The sequence below is a fragment of the Dactylosporangium sp. NPDC000555 genome (genome assembly GCF_040300025.1).
Taxonomy (GTDB): Bacteria; Actinomycetota; Actinomycetes; order Mycobacteriales; family Micromonosporaceae; genus Dactylosporangium.
This window is the reverse complement of record NZ_JBEPDB010000009.1, coordinates 84,228-103,742: the sequence shown is the minus strand read 5'-3', so window position 1 is coordinate 103,742 and position 19,515 is coordinate 84,228. Positions and strand designations below refer to the sequence as shown.

Below are 19,515 nucleotides of genomic sequence, written 5' to 3'. Positions count from 1 at the left end.
CCGGTTAGAGCCGGTGGTGCAGATACTCTCTGATCAGCGCCTTGGCCTCGCCGAGCACGACGGGGTCCCCGTCCTGCGAGCGCCGGAACGCGAGCTTGATCAGCGCGTCGGCGGCCTCGACCGCGATCGCCAGCACGAACTGCAGGCGCTGCCCGTCGAGGATGCCGAACCGCTCGATCAGCAGCCCGACGAGATGCGAAACGATGACATCGTTGTTGTCCCGCTCGTCGTCCAGCAGATGGATGTCGACCACATCGCCGAAGTGCAGGGTGCGGAACCCGGGCACTGTGCGGTGCATGTCGATGTATTCGTCGATCGCCGCGTCGACGGCGTCCCACCAGTGCGCGATGTCCTCGTCGGCCAGCCGGGCGCCGAGGCGCTCCAGGTAGCCCTCGAGGCTGCGCAGCGTGAGCGCCTGGACGACGGCCCGCTTGTCCGGGAAGAACTGGTAGACGGAGCCGATCGCCACCCCCGCCCGCTCCGCCAGCAGCGTCGTGGTGAGCCCGTCGTAGCCCACCTCGTCGACGAGCTCGGCGCAGGCGTCGAGCATCCGCCCGACCCGCGCCACGCTGCGCCCCTGCACCGGCACCCGGCGCAGCGGCTTCGTGCCGGCGCCGGCCACAGTCTGCGTCGCCACCCGGTCGTCCCCCTCAATCTCGTCGGATCTGGCGGTTACTGCCGCTCAGGCCCGCCTTTGAAACCTACTCACGTCAACGACCGGACACGATCGACGGATAGCCCATTTCACCCTTGTGATTGATCGGAGCATTGACTGGGGGCATACGTGAAGGGTACTCAGGTTTCGTGACATCTCCGTGGTCCAACTGGGCCGGCAACCAGACCGCGACCGCCGCCCGCGTCGCGCACCCGGCCAGCACCTCTGAGCTGGGCGAACTTCTCCGCGCCGCGGCCGGCGAGGGCCTGCGGGTCAAGGCTGTCGGCAGCGGCCACTCCTTCACGCCGGCCGCCGCGACCGACGGGGTGCGGGTCGAGCTCGACCGGATGGCGTCCCTCGTGCGGGTCGACGGAAACCTCATCACGGTGCAGGCCGGCATGCCCCTGTCGGTGCTCAACGCGACGCTCGCAGCGCACGGCCTGGCCATGCCCAACCTCGGCGACATCGACGCGCAGACGATCTCGGGAGCGCTGTCGACCGGCACCCACGGTACCGGTGCCGGATATGGCTGCCTGGCCACCTTCATCGAGGCGCTCACGCTGGTCACGGCCGACGGCGCCGAGCTGTCCTGCTCGGCCACCGACAACCCGGACCTCTTCGCGGCGGCACGGGTCAACATCGGGGCGCTGGGCGTGCTGAGCACGGTCACGCTGCGCTGCGTGCCGGCGTTCACGCTGCGCGCCGACGAGCGCCCGGCCACGCTCGCCGACGTGTGGTCCGGCCTGCCGGAGCACGTCGGGGCCAACGACCACTTCGAGTTCTACTGGTTCCCGTACACCGACCGGGTCCAGATGAAGCGCAACAACCGGGTGCCGGCGGTGGACTCGCCGCTGCCGGGCTGGCGGCGCTGGCTCGACGACGACTTCCTGTCCAACACGGTCTTCGGCACCGCCTGCCGTCTCGGTCGCGCATTTCCGGCGACGGTACCGCCGATCAGCCGCATCTCGGCGCGCGCGCTGTCGGCGCGCACCTACACGGCGGCCTCGCACGAGGTGTTCTGCACGCCACGGCGGGTCAGGTTCGTGGAGATGGAGTACGGCCTGCCCCGCGAGGCGCTGCGCGAGGCGTTCGACGGGCTGCGGGCGGTGGTCGCCGGCCTGCCGTACAAGATCCAGTTTCCGGTGGAGGTCCGCTTCACCGCCGCCGACGACATCTGGCTCTCGCACGGCTACGGGCGCGACAACGCGTACATCGCGATCCACCAGTACGTCGGCGCTCCCTATGAGGAGTACTTCCGCCGGTTCGAGGCGGTGACCACGCCCCTGGGCGGGCGGCCGCACTGGGGCAAGATGAACTTCCGCACCGCCGAGTCGCTCGCCGGTGCATACCCCCGCTTCGCCGACTTCACCGCCCTGCGCGACAAGCTGGACCCGCACCGGCTGTTCGCCAACGCGTACACGGAGCGGGTCCTCGGCGCCTGAGCGCGCTACTCGTCGGAGGGCGCCGCCTTCTTGGCGGAGGCGGCCTTCTTCGGCGCGGCCTTCTTCGCCGGCGTCGCCCTCTTGGCCGCCGTGGTCTTCTTCGCGGCCGTCGTCTTCCGCGCGGCCGTGGCCTTCTTCTCCGGCGCCGCCTTCTTCTCCGGCGCGGCCTTCTTCGCCGTCGAGCGGGCCTTCTTCGGCGCCGGGCCCTTCGCGCGCTTCTCGGCCAGCATTCCGCTGGCCTCCTCGAGCGTGAGGGCCTCGACCGTCTGGCCGCGGCGCAGCGAGGCGTTGAACTCGCCGTCCGTCACGTAGGGCCCGAACCGGCCGTCCTTGATGACCAGCGGCTTCTCGGTCGCCGGGTCGTTGCCCATCTCGCGCAGCGGGGGCTTGGCCGCCTGCCGTCCGCGGGTCTTCGGCGCGGCGAGCAGGACCAGCGCCTCGTCCAGCGTGAGCGTGAACAGCTGCTCGTTGTCCTCCAGGGACCGGGTGTCGGTGCCGCGCTTGATGTACGGCCCGTAGCGCCCGGGCGAGGCGGTGATCTCCTGACCCTCCGCGTCGAGGCCGACGACCCGCGGCAGCGACAGCAGCCGCAGCGCCTCCTCCAGGGTCAGCTGCTCGGGGCTCTGCGTCGCGAACAGCGACGTGGTCTTCTCGCCGCTGGACACATAGGGCCCGTACCGCCCGGACTTCACCACGATCGGCTCGCCGGTCTCGGGGTGTTCGCCCAGCTTGCGCTCACCGCCGGTGCCGCCGACGAACAGCTCGCCGACCTTCTCCGGGGTGAGCTCGTCGGGGGCGATGCCCTCGGGCACCGGTGCGCGGTCGCCCTCCTCGCCCTCGGGCGCGCCGGGGACGAAGCGCTGCAGATACGGGCCGTAGCGACCGACGCGCACCACGACGTCGCGGCCGGCGTCGTCGCGGAAGAGCGGGATCGAGTTGATGCCGCGCGCGTCGATCTCGCCGAGGCGCTCGGTCACCATCCGCTTGAGGCCGCCCTGACGGGCCACCGAGCCCTCGTCGCCGTTGTCGCCGCCGAAGTAGAACGGGCGCAGGAAGTCCACCGTGCTCTCGTCGCCGTTGGCGATCTCGTCGAGCACGTTCTCCATCGAGGCGGTGAAGTCGTAGTCGACCAGCCGCGGGAAGTGCTGCTCCAGCAGCCCGATCACGGCGAACGCGAGGAAGGACGGGATCAGCGCCTGGCCGCGCTTGAACACGTAGCCGCGGTTGTTGATCGTCTCCATGATCGACGCGTAGGTCGACGGCCGGCCGATGCCGAGCTCCTCCATCGCCTTGACCAGCGACGCCTCGGTATAGCGGGACGGGGGCTGGGTGGTGTGGCCGGTCGGGGTCAGCGCCTGCCCGGTGACCGGCTGGCCCTTGACCAGCACCGGCAGTCGCCGCTCGGCGTCGTCGGTCTCGGCGGACTCGTCGTCGGTGGACTCCACGTAGGCGCGCAGGAAGCCGGGGTCGGTGATCGTCTTGCCGGTGGCGCCGAAGTCGACCGACTCCTGCTGCGGGGTGACCGCGTTGATCCGCACCGAGGTCGAGTTGCCGACCGCGTCGTTCATCTGCGAGGCGATGGTCCGCTGCCAGATGAGCTCGTAAAGGCGCAGCTCCTCGGCGTTGAGCTCCTTGGCGACGTCGCCGGGCGTGCGGAAGGAGTCGCCGGCCGGGCGGATCGCCTCGTGCGCCTCCTGGGCGTTCTTGACCTTGCCCGTGTACCGCCGGGGCTGAGCCGGCACCGCGGCGGCCCCGTAGAGGTCCTGGATCTGCTGGCGCGCCGCCGCGATCGCCGCCTCGGAGAGGTTCACCGAGTCGGTACGCATATAGGTGATGTAGCCGTTCTCATACAGCCGCTGCGCGACGCGCATCGTGTTCGCCGAGGACAGCCGCAGCTTGCGGGCGGCCTCCTGCTGCAACGTCGAGGTGATGAACGGCGGATACGGCTTGCGGCGGTAGGGCTTCTCCTCGACCCGGGTGACCTTGAACGGCCGGCCCTCCAGGCGCGCGGCCAGGCCACGGGCGCCCGCCTCGTCGAGGTGGATGACCCCGGCGCCGGGCCGGACCTGGCCGGTCTCGGGGTCGAAGTCGCGGCCGGTGGCGACCCGGTCGCCGTCGATCGCGATCAGCGTCGCGTTGAACGTGCGCGGGTCGTTCTCCGCCAGCAGCTTGGCGAGGATGTCCCAGTATTCGGCGGAGCGGAACTTCATCCGCTGCCGCTCCCGCTCGACGACGATGCGGGTCGCCACGGACTGCACCCGCCCGGCGGAGAGGCCGGGCTGCACCTTCTTCCACAGCACCGAGGACACGTCGTAGCCGTAGAGGCGGTCCAGGATGCGCCGCGCCTCCTGGGCGTCGACCAGCGAGCGGTTGATGTCGCGCGGGTTGGCGACCGCGGCCTGGATCGCCGGCCGGGTGATCTCGTGGAAGACCATCCGCTTGACCGGCACCTTCGGCTTGAGCGTCTCCAGCAGGTGCCAGGCGATGGCCTCGCCCTCGCGGTCCTCATCCGTGGCGAGGTAGACCTCGCTCGCCTCCTTCAGGAAGTCCTTGAGGCGGGTGATCTGCCGGCGCCGGTCGGCCGAGATGATATAGACCGGGGTGAAATCGTTGTCGATATCCACGCCGAGGTACGCCCACGGCTTGCTCTTGAGCGCGTCGGGCATGTCCTTCTTGCCCACAGGCAGATCGCGGACATGGCCGAAACTCGCCTCGACGACATAATTCGGGCCGAGATAGCCCGAAATCGTCTTGGCCTTCGCCGGCGACTCCACGATCACCAGCCGCTTCGTGTTGGCGGAGTTCGGCACAGTTCTCCCCGGTGCGGACGGACAGATGTCAAACGTAACGCGCGCCCGCGCGCCGAGTTGCGCAACGGGGCGCCCCGGCGTTCGGCTCGCGACACGCCGATCGGCGCCACGGTACACCCATGCACAACCGCGACCTGCCCGATCTTGCGAACGTGTCGCCCCGCCTGCCGTATTTATGGTGATTTTTCCCCAGCACGGCGGACCGGTTTTCCGCAAATCACATCACCGGTACGGCAGCGCCACCCTACGGGGAGTAGCCCGGCTGCCATCTGGCGCTATGCCGGCCAGCACCCCTGCGGCGCGTCCGCCGGAGGTTCACCCACCAACTCCGCGAGGCGGGTGATGCGCCGCGGTCCCACGATGCGGTAGGCGGGGCCGCCCGAGTCCGCGCCGACGAGCACGGCCGGCAGCCCGACCGCCGCGAGCGCGTCGCCGACCGCGATCCAGTTGTCCGCCACCTGCCGGTCGATCCCCGCCGAATCCCCCGCGGAATCCTCCGCCATGTCCTCCGCCGACCCCTCCGCGACGGGCTCGGGCGCCCGCTCCGACACCGTGTCGAGCACGACGGTGGGCAGGTCATCGAGCCCGGAATCGGGCCATTCGTCCCCGGCGTCGGCACCGAAGAACTCCTCGGCTTCGACGAGCTCGTCCGGCCCAGGATCGAAGGCTGTGATTTTGCTCTCGCCCTTGCGCTTGCGTACATTCGGCCGCTCGGCGCGCCGCGAACTGACCGGCTGCGACACGGCCGGGGTCGGAGCCGGCGGCGGTGCCGGATCCGGCTCCGCCGCCTCGATCGCGACGGCCTCCCCGAGCCCGTCCGAATGGTTCGGATCTTCCGGATCTTCTGGATCGTCCGGAGGTCGCAGGGGCCGCGGCGCGAGGCGCAGCAGGTAGGCGCGCGGCCCGTCGTAAGCGCCGGCCGCCGCCACCCACAACCGCAGGCTCCGGCCGTCGAGGGCGAGCCCGCGCGGCGACACCTTGGTGCCCTCGTCGTCGAGCCACCGCGCGGCGAGCGGGGCCAGGGCGGCCGAGTACGCGGTACGAAGCCGCCAGCGGTCCTCCTCGCCGGTCGGCTCGCAGCTCACCACCAGGCCGCGCGCCTCGAGCTCGGCACGCACCACCGCGCACCGCCATGCGTCGTCGACCACGATCGACACCCGGCCGGTGCCGCCCATCCGGCCGACCTGGCCGGCTCCGGCGAGCAGCCCCTCCAGGTCGATCGGCGCGGGCGGGCGTGCCTCGACCCCGAACAGCGACAGTTGCCGGCCGCGGGCCGGCGTCACCGACACTCGGCCGCCCCGTCGAACGCGTGCTGCAGATCGGCGGGGCCGACTCGCGCCGGGTCGATCGCGCTGCGCTCGTACTCGTCCTTCAGCGTCGCGAACGCCGAGCCGACGGCCGCGTAGAAGGTCTTCGCATCCGCCGTGGGCAGGCCGGACACGGTGCGCTTGGCGTTGCCGTACGCGTCGCGGGCCTTGGACAGCGACGCCGTGAACTGCTCGGCGATCTTCTTGCCGTCGGCGACCCGGGGCACGCCGGCGCCGTCGACGCCGGCCCGGGCCTTCTCGCTCGCCGACTCGGCCCCGACCAGCAGGTCCACGATGTTGGTCTTGGCCTGGGCCGGCGTCTTGGCCCCCTCGAGCTGCTGCTGCGCCTTCACGGTCAGGTCGGCGATCTCGGCACGCCACGGGGCCAGCGCGGTGCAGACCGACTTCGCCCACTGCGTCGGCTCGACCCCGTCGGCGCCGCCGCACCCTGCCACCACGCACAGCAGGACGGCGGCGGCGAAGAGGCGGGCGGCACGCATGATGTGCAGCGTAGAACCGATCGTCTGTTCGAGAAAACACGACGCTCCGGCCGAGACCGGCCGGAGCGTCGGTGTCGCGGACCGATCGGGTCAGGCGGTGACCTTCGCGGGGGCCGACTCCTCCGATGCCGTGCCGTTGCCGGCGTCGACGGCGACCGGCTTGCGCTTGCTCAGCACCACCGCACCGGCGATGATCAGCACCGCGGCGATCGCAATGACGTAGCGCAACGCCTGGCTGCCGTTGCCAACCGTGAGCGTGACCACGCCGGGCGCGATGAGCAGGGCGACCAGGTTCATCACCTTGATCAGCGGGTTGATGGCCGGACCGGCGGTGTCCTTGAACGGGTCGCCGACGGTGTCGCCGATGACCGTCGCGGCGTGCGCGGGCGAGCCCTTGCCGCCGTGGACGCCGTCCTCGACCAGCTTCTTCGCGTTGTCCCACGCCCCACCGGAGTTGGACAGGAACACCGCCATGAGCGTGCCGGTGCCGATCGCGCCGGCCAGGTAGGCGGCCAGCGGGCCGACGCCGAGGCCGAAGCCGACGGCGATGGGCGCCAGGACCGCCAGCAGGCCGGGCGTGATCAGCTCGCGCTGGGCGTCGCGGGTGCAGATGTCGACGACCTTGCCGTACTCCGGCCGCTGCGAGCCGTCCATGATGCCCGGGAACTCGCGGAACTGCCGGCGGACCTCGAACACCACCGCGCCCGCCGAGCGGGCCACCGCGTTGATCGCCAGGCCGGAGAACAGGAACACGACCGCCGCGCCGATGAGCAGGCCGACCAGGTTGCTCGGGTTGGCCACGTTGAGCAGCACGGCGGTGGCCGCGTCGTCGGCGGCCTTGCCGGCGTTGCCCAGCGCCGTCTTCATCGTGTCGGTGTAGGAGCCGAACAGCGCCGTCGCGGCGAGCACGGCGGTGGCGATCGCGATGCCCTTGGTGATCGCCTTGGTGGTGTTGCCGACCGCGTCGAGCTCGGTCAGCGTGCGGGCGCCCCGCTCGTCGATGTCGCCGGACATCTCCGCGATGCCCTGCGCGTTGTCGCTGATCGGGCCGAAGGTGTCCATGGCGACGATGACGCCCACCGTGGTGAGCAGGCCGGTGCCGGCCATGGCGACGGCGAACAGCGACAGGGTGATCGAGCCGCCACCGAGCAGGAAGGCGCCGAAGACGCCCGCCCCGATGACGATGGCCGAGTAGACGGCCGACTCGAAGCCGACGCTGACGCCCGCGAGCACGACCGTGGCGGGGCCGGTGAGAGCGCTCTTGCCGATGTCCTTGACCGGGCGGCGCTCGGTCTCGGTGAAGTACCCGGTCAGGGCCTGGATGACCGCGGCGAGCGCGATGCCGATGACGACGGCGATGATGGCGGTGACGTGCGGGCCGAACGGCGGGGCGTCGCCACCCTTGAGCTCGATGATCTTCTTGAGCCCGTCGGTCTCGCCCGAGAGGTCCGCCCAAGTGCTGGGCAGGTAGAACAGCGCGGCGGCGCTGACCAGGATCGCCGAGGCGGCGGCGGAGATGTAGAACGCCCGGTTGATCGCGACGAGGCCGTTGCGGTCGGACTTGCGCAGGCGGGTGAGCGCGACGCCGAGAATCGCGATGATCACGCCGACGGTCGACACGATCAGCGGGAAGACCAGGCCCTGCTCGCCGAAGGCGGCGCGGCCCAGGATCAGCGCCGCGACGAGCGTCACGGCGTAGGACTCGAACAGGTCCGCCGCCATGCCGGCGCAGTCGCCGACGTTGTCGCCCACGTTGTCGGCGATGGTCGCCGCGTTGCGTGGGTCGTCCTCGGGGATGCCCTGCTCGACCTTGCCGACCAGGTCGGCACCGACGTCCGCGGCCTTGGTGAAGATGCCGCCGCCGACCCGCATGAACATCGCGAGCAGCGCCGCGCCGAAGCCGAAGCCCTCGAGCACGGTCGGTGCCTGGTCCTTGAAGATGACCACCACCAGGGCCGCGCCGAAGAGGCCCAGGCCCACGGTGAGGAAGCCGACCACGCCACCGGTGCGGAACGCGATCTGCATCGCCTTCTCCCGGCCGCCGTCCTCTCGGGCCGCCGCCGCGACGCGCAGGTTGGCGCGGGTGGCCAGTGCCATGCCGGCACCACCGATGAAGGCCGAGAAGACCGCGCCGACGACGAAGAACGCCGACCGGCCGATCTTGATCCAGACCTCGTTGGTTCCGGCGTCGTTCACCGGGAGCAGGAACAGCAGCACCACCGCGATCACGACGAAGATGCCCAGGGTCTTGAACTGGCGCACGAGGTACGCGCTCGCGCCCTCCTGCACCGCCTCGGCGATCTCCTGCATCTTTGGTGTGCCCCGGCCGGTCGCGAGTACCGCCCTGACGAGAGCCGCAGCGAAGCCCAGCGCCACGAAGGCGATGACGAGCGCGACGACGACGTAGGTCAGGTTGCTCCCGGAAAGGGAAATCTCGCCGTTGGCGACGAGTGTTCCGGACATTCGTTGTCCTCCTGTACCGACACATGACAGCGCCGCGAGCGGTCAGGCCGGCGGCGGTTCTCCACGCGGGAGCCGTGCTGACGATCCGAGGTACCCAATGACCAGGGACGTCATACACGATCGCCGTACTCTAGCGCCCACCGTGTTCGTGGTCACACCGACTTGCGCGTTTCAATAAATCGCGTTCTGTCGATTAGCTCACGTCGCTAGTCGCTGGAGCGCTCCAGAGGCCACGACATGCGGACCTCGGTCCCGACACCGTCGGATAATTCGGACACACTCAGGTCGTCGACGAGACCCGCGAGCAGGGCCAGCCCCATCCGCGCGGCGACCGCCTCCTCCGCCAGCAGGTCGGGCGGGGTGGTCAGGGGCAGGGCCGGGTCGGACAGCAGGACAACGGCCTCGTCGTGGGGGGCGCGGGTGACCATCGCGCCGTTGGCCGCGCGGTCGACCACGCGGACGGTGAACCGGTCGCCGTCGGCCATGGCGACGTCGACCAGGTCGTCGAGGCCGTGCGAACGGTGCAGCGCGACGGCCCGCGAGCAGGCCTCACCGATCGCGAGCCGGACCTCCTCGAGCAGCCCCTCGGCCACGCCGGCCCGCCGCGCGACGGCGACACCGACGAGACGCGCCGTGCGGACATGCGCCGGTGCGGGCGAGAAGGAGAGGCGTACCGTCGGCATGCCTACGCCGGGGGTTCGGCGCCCGCGCCGGTCGCGGCGGCCACGGTGTCGTACAGCTGGAACACGCGGTCCAGCGCCGTGATCCGGAAGATCTTGAGCAGCCGCTCGTGCGCGCACACCAGGCCGAACGTGCCGTTGACCGCGCGAAGCCGCTTGAGCGCACCGACCAGCACGCCCAGCCCGGTCGAGTCGAGGAACTCCACCCGGCTGAGGTCTACGACGACGTGCCGGGCGCCCTGCTCGACAAGCTCGACCAGTTTCTCGCGCAGCCGTGGCGCGGTGTAGACATCCACCTCGCCGCCGACCTCGAGCACCGTATGGTCGCCGGAGTCGTACGCCGACAACGACAGCTCCATGCGGACCTCCTCCTCTGCCGGCCGGAATGTGCGAGCCCTCCACGGGCATCTAACCATCGACGCCCAAGCCAGGCGACGCTCCACCCCCTTTCCCAGATCAGGTCGGCGTGTATCGCAATCGGGCCTTCGAACAGGTGTTTTAGAGTTCTGGGCGTGCTGCTCCACACCGAAACGCTCCCCCGCCGCGAGGGCGTCGTCGTCCCCTGGCCGGAGTGGGTGCCCGAGCCGGTCCGCGCGGCCTTCGGCTTCCAGCCCTGGCGGCACCAGGCCCTCGCCGCCACGGCCGCATGGGAGGGCAACCACACCGTGGTCGCGACCGGCACCGGCTCGGGCAAGTCGCTGGCCTACCAGGTGCCCGCGCTCGCCCGGCTCCTCACCGACGAGCGGGCGACCGTCCTGTACATCTCGCCGACCAAGGCCCTCGCCGCCGACCAGCTGCGCGCCCTGACCGACCTCGGCCTGCCCGGCCTCTACCCGGCGACCTTCGACGGCGACACCTCCCGCGAGGAGCGCGACTGGGTCCGCCGCCACGCCCGGGTCGTGCTCACCAACCCGGACATGCTGCACCACGGCATCCTGCCCGGGCACGCCTCCTGGGCCCGGTTCCTGCGCGGGCTCGCCTTCGTCGTGGTCGACGAGTGCCACGCGTACCGCGGCGTCTTCGGCTCGCACGTCGCCCACGTGCTGCGCCGCCTGCGCCGCATCGCCGCCCGCTACCGCGCCGCACCCTGCTTCGTCCTGGCCTCGGCGACCTCCGGCGACCCGGCCGGCTCCGCCGAGCGGCTCACCGGCCTGCCGGCCACCGCCTTCACGGAGGACTCCTCCCCGCGCGGCCCGATCACGTTCAAGCTCTGGGAGCCGCCCCTGGTCACCCCCGACGGCCCACGCCGCTCCGCGCTCACCGACACGGCGACCCTGCTCGCCGACGCCGTCTCCCGGGACGTGCGCACCCTGGCCTTCGTCCGTTCGCGCAAGGGCGCCGAAGTGGTCGCCACGATGGCCCGGCACAACCTCGACGTGGCCTCGCCCGGCCTCGGCTCGCGCGTGGCCGCGTACCGGGCCGGCTACCTGCGCGAGGACCGCCGCGCCCTGGAGCGCGACCTCATGGACGGCACGCTGCTCGGCCTCGCCTCCACCAACGCCCTCGAACTCGGCGTCGACCTCACCGGCCTCGACGCCGTGATCATGTCCGGCTACCCCGGCACCCTCGCCTCCCTCTGGCAGCAGGCCGGCCGCGCGGGCCGAGCCGGTCGCGCCGCGACCTGCGTCCTCGTGGCCCGCGACGACCCGCTCGACACCTACCTCGTGCACCACCCCGAGGCCCTCTTCGGCCGCCCGGTCGAGGCCACCGTCTTCGACCCGGCCAACCCGCACGTGCTCGCCCCGCAGCTGTGCTGCGCCGCCGCCGATCTCCCCCTCACCCCCGCCGACCTCGCCCTCTTCCCCGACGGCGCCCCGGCCGTGCTCGATGCCCTGGTCGCCGCGGGCCTGCTGCGCAAGCGCCCGTCCGGCTGGTACTGGACCGAGCGCGACCGCCCGGACGTCGACCTGCGCGGCGCCGGAGGCGGCCCGATCGCCGTCGTCGAGTCGGCCACCGGCCGCCTCCTCGGCACGGTCGACACCGGCTCGGCGCACCACCAGGTGCACACCGGCGCCGTGTACCTCCACCGCGGAGCCACCTACGTCGTCGACAAGCTCGACCTCGCCGACTCGACCGCGCTCGTGCACGCCGAGGACCCGGACTGGAGCACCCATCCCCGCGACGTCACCTCGATGACCGTCCTGGCCGTGCGCGAGTCCCGCACCACCGGCCCGGTCACCCTGTCCCTCGGCGAGGTCGAGGTCACCAACCAGGTGGTCAGCTACCAGCGTCGCCGCCTGGTCTCCGGCGAGGTCATCGAGACCTGCCCCCTCGACCTGCCCGAGCGCATCCTGCGCACCGTCGCCGTCTGGTGGACCATCGACCCCGACGCCCTCGACGACGCCGGCATCCCCGACGTCGAGTGGCCGGGCGCCCTGCACGCCGCCGAGCACGCCGCCATCGGCCTCCTGCCCCTCGTGGCCACCTGCGACCGCTGGGACATCGGCGGCCTGTCCACCGCAGCCCACGCCGACACGGGCCTGCCGACCGTCTTCGTGTACGACGGCCACCCCGGCGGCGCGGGCTTCGCCGAGCGCGCCTACGCCACGGCCGTCACCTGGCTGACCGCCACGCACGACGCCATCCGCGGCTGCCAGTGCGAGCATGGCTGCCCGTCGTGCGTGCAGTCCCCGAAGTGCGGCAACGGCAACAACCCCCTGAACAAGCCCGAGGCCGCCCGCGTGCTGTCCCTGGTCCTCACCCACCTCCGATCGTCGTGACCTCACGGCCACCGTGAAGGGCCCGGACATCGCCCGATCCGAACCCCTCCCGGCGTGCCGGACTCAGCGCCTCATCCACACCTCCGTTTCCCCCTCCGGTCGCGGTCCCGCGGCGCTCCGCTCCCTGAACCCGCGGGCCGAGGTCGGTCACGTGCCACCACCCGCGTCCGGGCGCGGGCCGGCCTCACACGGTCGGGACGGGGCCGGCTCGTGCCTCGGCCCTGGCGACGAGGCCCGTGAGCGTGGGGACCTCGACGGTCACCGTCACGACCGGCCCGGCGACGGCGCAGGAGGCGAGCCGCCCGCCGTTCTCACCGGCCAGCCGCCCCGCCGCCGCACAGGCCGCCGCCCCGCCCTCGCCCTCGACCGCCGCCAACGCCCCGGCGAGCGCCCCCGCGTCGGCCGCGTTCCGGGCGCGGTGCCGGGCCACGACCACCCCGCCGCCGGTCACGAACCCGAGCGCGAGCAGCACCAGCGCCAGACCGACGCCGAGCATCAGCAGCGAGGCCGAGCCCCGATCGCCGCGCTCCCGCCCGCTCACGGCCCGGCGGCCGCCCGCGGCTCGGCCATCGCCACCGCCCGCTCCTCGACGGTGAACCCGGACAGCATCGGCGCGGGAACCCGCATGCGTACGGTGACCCGCACCAGGTCACCGTCGTGCGCCACCGCCACCTCGGTGCCCTCCCCGAGGTCTGGCAGCGGCTCGCCCCGCGCCACCGCTCGGACCGCGACCCCCGCCGCGTTGAGGCAGCTCAGCTTCGCGAACAGCGCCGTGAACGTGACCACGCCGGTCACGAGGAGCACCACGACCACCGGCATCGCGATCGCGACCTCGAGCGCCGCCGAACCGCGCTCCCGGCCGCGCCGGTGCCGGGCGGTCCCGCGATGGCCGCGCACGTGCCGCTCGGCCCGCCGCCGATCGCCACCGCGACGCCGCGCCGATGCCGGGCCGGGACCGAGGTTCGGGTTGAGCTTGGTGTTCGGGCCCGGGTTGAGGCCCGGACCGGGGTGCGTCTTGGGGCTCGGACCGGAGTCGGGAGTGGGCGTCGGCCCGGCGGCGTGCAGCACGGCACGGCCTCGGGCGATCACGCGAGGCTCCGCATGACGATGCCGGTCAGGTGCGCCCGCACCTCCGCGGACGAGACAATGGCCAGCAAAATGCCGGCGAGGGCCACGCAGATGATCATCACCATCGCGTATTCGACGGTCATCGACCCCTGCTCCCCACGGCGAGCGGCGAGCAGGCGGGCCTTGATGGCTGACACGACAGATCTCTCCTTTTCGATTTCGCACGCCGCGTCTCACAGCGCGGCGAACACGTCATGCAGGACGGAAACGACCACCGGGACTACCCCGGCGAGCACGAACGCGGGCAGGAAGCACAGGCCCACCGGCAGCACGGCCAGGACGCCCACCCGGCGCACCGCGGCCTCGGCGGCGGCCGCCTTGGCCACGCGCAGGTCCGCCGCCTGGCGATCGAGGGTCCGGGTCAGCGCGATCCCGTGCTCGGCGCTGCGCGTCGCCGCCCGGGCGAACCGCGCCCCGCCAGGCAGGTCGGCCAGGTAGCCCCAGGCCGCGCCGGGGGCGGCCCCCAGCCGCAGCGCCCGGCCGGTGCGCGCCAAACGCAGCCCCACCGGCCCGCCGAGCGCCTCACCGACCTCGAGCGCGGCCCGATCGGGCGGCGCGCCGGCCCGCAGCGCCGCGGCCAGCAGATCGGCCGCGAACGGCAGATCGGACCGCGCGGTCGCGCGCTCCCGCCGGACCGAGGCCGGCTCGATCCGCCGCAGCAGCAGCCCGAACCCGGCGCCGACCGCCGCGCCGGCCACGAACCCGCCCGGGCCGCCGATCCCCAGCGCCATGCTCAGCCCGGCCAGCACCGCCGCCGGCCACCGCAGCCAGGGACTCATCAGCGCACCTCCGCGGTGGCCGCGTGGACCATCCGGACGGTCCACAGGAACCCGCCGCACTGCAGCGCGACCGCGACGACGGCGCAGGCCGCCCCGAGTGGGGTGTGCAGCAGCTGCCGTACCGGATGGGTGTTCAGCGCCGCGCCCACCCACAGGCCGGCGAGTGGCAGCGCCAGCAGCACCGCGGACGTGGCCTGCGCGGCCGAGAGCTGGGCCGCGACCCCGCCGCGCAGCGCCTGTCCGGAGCGCAGGTCGGCGTCGACCCGGTCGAGCAGGTCGGCGAGCGGGACGCCGAGGGCCTCGCTCAGCCGGTACGCCGCCTCCAGCCGCGCCTGCGCCACCTCGGCCGCCGCCTCCGCCCAGCGCCCCTGGCGGCCTGCCGCCTTCCCACCGGCGGCCGTCCCACCTGCGGCCATCGCGCTCGGGACCATGGCGTTGGTCCTGGGCGACTGGGCGCTCGTCGAGGTCTGCGCGGCGGTGCCGTCCTGGATGGTGCCCGCGCGGAGTCCCTCGGCGGTCGCGTCGACGGCGTCGAGCAGCGCGGCGACCCGCCGTTCGCCCTCCTGCCGGACCAGCCGGCGGCGGACGGTGACGAGGGCCATCAGGGCGTAAAGCGCGGCGACGACGGCCGCCACCGGCCCGGCGAGCAGCAGCGCCGCCCCGCACAGCAGGGCGATGGCCGCCCCGCCGGCCGTGACCGGGCGCCGCAGCAGCGCCGCCTCGGCCCGCCGGCCGAGATCGCCGCGACCGGTCCGGCGCGACCCTCGCCCGCCGGGGACGGCGGCGCCCGGTGCGCCCGAGGCGGCATCGCTCCCGGCGCGGACGCGGGCCACCGCGGAGGCGCGGGTCAGGCGGGCCAACCGGGTCGCCGCGCGCCGCCGGCGCAGCCAGTACGCCAGCCAGCCGGCGATGAGCGCCATGCCGGCCACGATGGCCAGGTCGAAGGCGGTCATGACCAGCCTCCGCCCGGCGTGTATCGCCGGTGCCCCTCGGGCCGGGGCGGCTCCACGCCGTGGCGCGACAGCAGTTCGTCGAGGTCCGTCGCGGCGGGCCCGGGGCCGCTGCCCCGCCGCCATGCCGTCACGACCCCGGCCGTCCGCCGCTCCGGGTGCGGCGAGATCACGCAGATCTCGGTGAGCTCCCGCCGGCCCGACGGGTCGCGGTGCAGGTGGATGACGACCCGCAGGGCGGACACCACCATGGCGTGCAGCGCCGGCCGTGGCACCCCGCCGAGCAGGCCGAGCGCCTCCAGCCGCGCGGGCACATCGGCCGGGGAGTTGGCGTGCAGCGTGGCCGCCCCGCCCTCGTGGCCGGTGTTCAGGGCGCCGAGCAGGTCGACGATCTCCGCGCCGCGGCACTCGCCGACGACCAGGCGGTCGGGGCGCATCCGCAGGGCCTGCCGGACCAGGTCTCGAAGCGACACGGCGCCGGCGCCCTCCACGTTGGCCATCCGGGTCTGCAGCGACACGACGTGCGGGTGCATCGGCCGCAGCTCGGCGGCGTCCTCCACGACGATCAGCCGCTCGCCGGGCGGCACCATCGACAGCAGCGTGGACAGCACCGTGGTCTTGCCGCTGCCCGTGCCGCCGGTCACCAGATACGGCAGCCGCGCCGCCACCACGGCCCGCAGCAGCCGGGCCGCTCCCGGGTCGGCAGTGCCGCACGAGACCAGCTCGTCGATGGAGAACGCCCGCTGCCGGAACGTGCGCAGCGACAGATACGGCCCGCCGAGTCCGACCGGCGGCAGGACGGCGTGCATCCGGGTGCCGTCGGGCAGGCGTACGTCCACGAACGGGCTCGCGTCGTCGAGGCGTCGGCCCGCGGTGGACGCGAGCCGTTGCGCGAGCTTGCGCACGTCCGCGGGGTCGCCCAGGGTGCCCATCACCCGGCGCAGCCCACCGCCGCCCCGGTCGACCCAGACGTGGACACCGTTGACGAGCACGTCGGTCACGGCCGGGTCGGCCAGCAGCGGGCCGAGCGGCCCGGCGCCGATCATCTCGCCGGCGAGCCGCCCGGCGACCTGGCGCAGCGTCTTCTCGCCGAGCAACGCCGCGCCCGGCTCGGCCCGCACCGCGGCGGCCACGGCGCCGGGCGTCGCGTCGGCGCCCTCGACGGCCATCCGGGCGCGCACGCGTTCGGCGAGGGCGGGAACGGCGCCCGCGGACAGCCCGGGAACGGCGCCGGCGGGGAGGATCGCGTCCGGTACGAGCGCCTGGGCCGGATCCGGTGCGCCGGCGGCGGGGCGGGCGGGCAGCGCGGGCGGGGTCGCCAGGCGCGGGCCGACTCTGCCCCGTGAGCGCGGGCCGGCCCTCATGCCGCCGCTCCCAGGCCGGCGCCGAACTCGTCGCCATTGCCGAGACCGACGTCCTCGAGGATCCGGCGGCACAGGCCGGCGAGCGGGCCGCGCCCGCCCGCGGCCGGGGGCTCGCCGTGCTCGAGGCGACGGGGCAGTCCGGGCTCGGCGCGCAGCGTGCCGGCCAGCGGAAGGCCCAGCGAGCGGGCGATGTCCCTGGTGCGCAGCCGGCCCGGCGCGGGGCCGCGCACGACGAGGTGCAGCGCGGCGGTGTGCGGGGTGAGGGTCGCGGCGACCCGAGCGGCGGCCACGCAGGCCCGCAGCTCGGCGGGGACCACGAGCAGCACCCGGTCCGCGGCCCGCAGCGCGAGGATCGCGGCGTCGTCGAGGCGGCGCGGCAGGTCGGCCACGACCAGGTCGCGGCCGCGGCTGCCGGCGTCCAACGCGGTGGCCATCGCCTCGTGCGGCAGACCGGAGGGGGCGTCGCGGTCGCAGGACAGCACGGCCACGTCGCCCCGGCTCGGCAGGGCGCCGACCAGTGCGGGCGGGTGGACGGCGCCGCTGGTGGCCGACAGGGCGGGCCAGCGCAGGCCGGCCACGTCCTCCCAGCCGAGGACCAGGTCGGCGCCGCCGCCGAGGGGGTCGGCGTCGACGAGCAGCGAGCGCAGGCCGACATTGCCGGCGGTGACGGCCAGGCCCGCGGCGAGCACGGTCGCGCCGGCGCCGCCCCGGCCGCCGACGACGGCGAGGACGCGGCCGCGGGCCGCGGTGGCGACGGTGGCGTCGGACGACAGCCGCATCAGGTGGCGGACCAGGTATCCGACGCCGTCCGGGAACTGCACGATGTGGTCGGCGCCGATGGCCTCGGCGAGCGCGGCGAGACGATCCGTCCCATGGCCGCGGCTGACCAGCAGCACACCGGAGCGCTCCGGCAGCCGGGCGCGGGCGCAGGCCGGCGCCACCTCGTCGCCGATCAGGACGAGCGGTGCGGACGGATATCGGTGGCGGGCCACATCCGGGCCGGAGGCCACGTCGAGGTCGAGGGCGAACTCGGCGGCGAGGTCGACGACGTCTTCCAGTAGCGCGGGATCGTCGGAGACGAGCAATGGTCGGTGCACGGGAGGCTCCACGGTCGTGAGCGGTTCGACAAACTGCGCTCACCCTGGCCCGACCGACCGGTCGGCTGCCGGCCGCCGAGCCTGAATCTGTGGATAACTCACCGCTTGTGGATAACCCCCGCCGACGCAGTTGATCTGCTATGAAAACCCCTACAAATCGCCCCAGGACGGGCGTGGGCTTCTGGCGGTACCGAATGAAAAAAGCGTGAGCGTGCACGCAGAACCGTGAAGGCTCAACAAAGCACCGGGCGTCAATGCTGGCTACTACCGCCGATGGCAGCGAAAGGTCGGCAGCCAACAGCCAATAGGCCATCTGGCTGAATCCGGCGACCTGCGGGAGAGCGCTCCACATAGGGGACGACCCCCGCCGGGGGGTGACGGGGGTCGCCGGGGGTTCGGCTCCGGGGGGGTCGAGCCGAACCCGCTCAGCGGTCACGGGGGGTGCAACCGCCGAGGGTTCAATAACGGGCTTCTGTCTCGCCGACATGAAAGCTCGTCGCAAACATAAGCATGCCTGAGTCGACCGCCATACGTCGAGTAGGACCGGCCCGCAACACGCCCAGGACACCAATCAATATTTCACTGTGGAGTAACTCCGGCGTGACACCCCGCGAGCCGACCGTGATCCAGTCGGGCTTCGGACCGTCTTGGGACAAGTCCGGACTCCACGGGCGGCCCCGCAACGCTACACTTGCCCGCCGTGGGGCGTAGCGCGGCGTTTTTCGACCTGGACAAAACGGTGATCGCCAAGTCGAGCGCCTTGGCCTTCGGCCGACCGTTCTATCGCGACGGGCTGATCAGCCGCCGCGATGTCATCAAGGGTGCCTACGCGCAGCTGATTTTCCGGGTCGGCGGCGGCTCCGACGAGCAGACCATGGCACGCACCAGGGACTACCTGGCCGCGCTGGTCAAAGGATGGCGCGCCGAGCAGGTGCGCCAGATCGTGCGGGAAACGCTGGACGAGCTGATCAGCCCGTATATCTACGCGGAGGCCGCCGCGTTGATCGAGGAACACCGCGCCGCCGGCCGCGACGTGGTCCTCGTATCGACCTCCGGCGACGAGATGGTCCGGCCCATTGGCGAGCAGCTCGGCATCACCGACGTGATCGCCACGCGCATGAACGTCGGCGAGGACGGCTGCTACACCGGCGAGATCGACTTCTACGCGGCCGGTCCCAACAAGGTGGTCGCGGTCAAGGAGCTCGCGACCGAGCGCGCCTACGACCTTTCGAAGTGCTACGCGTACTCCGACTCGGTCACCGACGCGGGCCTGCTCAGCCTGGTCGGGCACCCGACCGCGGTCAACCCCGACCGCGGGCTGCGGCGCATCGCCGTCGAGCGCGGCTGGCCGATGCTCGAGTTCCGCCACCCGATCCCGCTGAGCCGGCGGCTGCGCGAGCGGCCGGCCGTCCCGGTGGCCGCGGCCGCGATCGGGCTCGGCGCGGTGCTCGCGATCGGGTTCGCGCTGTACGGCAGGTATCGCCGGGCCCGCGCCGCCCAGCTCGCCGCCGCGGCCTGAGCACGCCCGCCACCGCCACGCAGACCCCATCCGTCACATTCTGCGGTCCGGGGGTTCCGATCGCGGCGACGGCGGCGTAGAAAAGAAGTGCGAGGTCAGAC

The 19,515-nt window shown here is 73.0% G+C and carries 17 protein-coding genes; 3 read left to right on the top strand and 14 right to left on the bottom strand.

Annotated elements, in window-relative coordinates; translation table 11 throughout:
* Nucleotides 1–4 precede the first annotated feature (4 nt).
* Nucleotides 5–550, bottom strand: coding sequence for a TetR/AcrR family transcriptional regulator (locus ABT297_RS08695; protein WP_350546420.1), 546 nt, complete (start codon nucleotides 548–550; stop codon nucleotides 5–7).
* A gap of 254 nt (nucleotides 551–804) precedes the next feature.
* On the opposite strand from ABT297_RS08695, the gene ABT297_RS08690 reads away from it, so the two are divergent.
* Nucleotides 805–2,097: a D-arabinono-1,4-lactone oxidase gene (locus tag ABT297_RS08690; RefSeq protein WP_350546311.1), complete on the top strand. Its 1,293-nt coding sequence runs from the start codon at nucleotides 805–807 to the stop codon at nucleotides 2,095–2,097.
* A gap of 5 nt (nucleotides 2,098–2,102) precedes the next feature.
* On the opposite strand, the gene topA is transcribed toward ABT297_RS08690, so the two are convergent.
* The 6 genes from topA to ABT297_RS08660 form a co-directional block, all read right to left on the bottom strand.
* A complete protein-coding gene (gene topA, locus ABT297_RS08685) occupies nucleotides 2,103–4,907 on the bottom strand; it encodes a type I DNA topoisomerase (protein ID WP_350546310.1) in 2,805 nt (934 codons plus the stop codon).
* A gap of 275 nt (nucleotides 4,908–5,182) precedes the next feature.
* The gene (locus tag ABT297_RS08680; protein WP_350546307.1) at nucleotides 5,183–6,196 is read right to left on the bottom strand and encodes a hypothetical protein; all 1,014 of its coding nucleotides are present in this window, start codon (nucleotides 6,194–6,196) and stop codon (nucleotides 5,183–5,185) included.
* Nucleotides 6,187–6,714, bottom strand: coding sequence for a hypothetical protein (locus tag ABT297_RS08675; protein WP_350546305.1), 528 nt, complete (start codon nucleotides 6,712–6,714; stop codon nucleotides 6,187–6,189). Before ABT297_RS08675 ends, ABT297_RS08680 begins: the two co-directional genes overlap by 10 nt.
* Before the next feature lie 90 nt (nucleotides 6,715–6,804).
* Nucleotides 6,805–9,177 (bottom strand): sodium-translocating pyrophosphatase, encoded by a 2,373-nt coding sequence (locus ABT297_RS08670; protein ID WP_350546302.1) that lies wholly within the window; start codon nucleotides 9,175–9,177, stop codon nucleotides 6,805–6,807.
* Between the two features lie 206 nt (nucleotides 9,178–9,383).
* Entirely contained in the window at nucleotides 9,384–9,860 is a 477-nt protein-coding gene (locus tag ABT297_RS08665) for an ATP-binding protein (RefSeq protein WP_350546300.1), read from the bottom strand.
* Between the two features lie 2 nt (nucleotides 9,861–9,862).
* Nucleotides 9,863–10,216: an STAS domain-containing protein gene (locus ABT297_RS08660; RefSeq protein ID WP_350546299.1), complete on the bottom strand. Its 354-nt coding sequence runs from the start codon at nucleotides 10,214–10,216 to the stop codon at nucleotides 9,863–9,865.
* On the opposite strand from ABT297_RS08660, the gene ABT297_RS08655 reads away from it, so the two are divergent.
* The gene (locus tag ABT297_RS08655) at nucleotides 10,178–12,577 is read left to right on the top strand and encodes a DEAD/DEAH box helicase (RefSeq protein WP_502885535.1); all 2,400 of its coding nucleotides are present in this window, start codon (nucleotides 10,178–10,180) and stop codon (nucleotides 12,575–12,577) included. The genes ABT297_RS08660 and ABT297_RS08655 overlap by 39 nt on opposite strands.
* A 184-nt stretch (nucleotides 12,578–12,761) precedes the next feature.
* On the opposite strand, the gene ABT297_RS08650 is transcribed toward ABT297_RS08655, so the two are convergent.
* From ABT297_RS08650 to ssd, 7 genes are all read right to left on the bottom strand, one after another.
* Nucleotides 12,762–13,118, bottom strand: coding sequence for an Rv3654c family TadE-like protein (locus ABT297_RS08650; RefSeq protein ID WP_350546297.1), 357 nt, complete (start codon nucleotides 13,116–13,118; stop codon nucleotides 12,762–12,764).
* A complete protein-coding gene (locus tag ABT297_RS08645; RefSeq protein WP_350546296.1) occupies nucleotides 13,115–13,666 on the bottom strand; it encodes a TadE family type IV pilus minor pilin in 552 nt (183 codons plus the stop codon). The genes ABT297_RS08650 and ABT297_RS08645 overlap by 4 nt, the downstream gene beginning before the upstream one ends.
* Nucleotides 13,663–13,842, bottom strand: a complete 180-nt coding sequence (locus ABT297_RS08640) for a DUF4244 domain-containing protein (RefSeq protein ID WP_350546294.1) — start codon at nucleotides 13,840–13,842, stop codon at nucleotides 13,663–13,665. The genes ABT297_RS08645 and ABT297_RS08640 overlap by 4 nt, the downstream gene beginning before the upstream one ends.
* 36 nt (nucleotides 13,843–13,878) lie before the next feature.
* A complete protein-coding gene (locus tag ABT297_RS08635) occupies nucleotides 13,879–14,484 on the bottom strand; it encodes a type II secretion system F family protein (RefSeq protein ID WP_350546292.1) in 606 nt (201 codons plus the stop codon).
* Nucleotides 14,484–15,437, bottom strand: coding sequence for a type II secretion system F family protein (locus ABT297_RS08630; protein WP_350546291.1), 954 nt, complete (start codon nucleotides 15,435–15,437; stop codon nucleotides 14,484–14,486). The genes ABT297_RS08635 and ABT297_RS08630 overlap by 1 nt, the downstream gene beginning before the upstream one ends.
* Nucleotides 15,434–16,651: a TadA family conjugal transfer-associated ATPase gene (locus ABT297_RS08625; RefSeq protein ID WP_350546415.1), complete on the bottom strand. Its 1,218-nt coding sequence runs from the start codon at nucleotides 16,649–16,651 to the stop codon at nucleotides 15,434–15,436. Before ABT297_RS08625 ends, ABT297_RS08630 begins: the two co-directional genes overlap by 4 nt.
* Nucleotides 16,652–16,794: 143 nt before the next feature.
* Nucleotides 16,795–17,895 (bottom strand): septum site-determining protein Ssd, encoded by a 1,101-nt coding sequence (gene ssd, locus ABT297_RS08620; RefSeq protein ID WP_350546289.1) that lies wholly within the window; start codon nucleotides 17,893–17,895, stop codon nucleotides 16,795–16,797.
* Nucleotides 17,896–18,595: 700 nt separating this feature from the next.
* On the opposite strand from ssd, the gene ABT297_RS08615 reads away from it, so the two are divergent.
* On the top strand, nucleotides 18,596–19,414 hold the full coding sequence (locus ABT297_RS08615) for an HAD family hydrolase (protein WP_350546288.1): 819 nt from the start codon (nucleotides 18,596–18,598) through the stop codon (nucleotides 19,412–19,414).
* Nucleotides 19,415–19,515 lie beyond the last annotated feature (101 nt).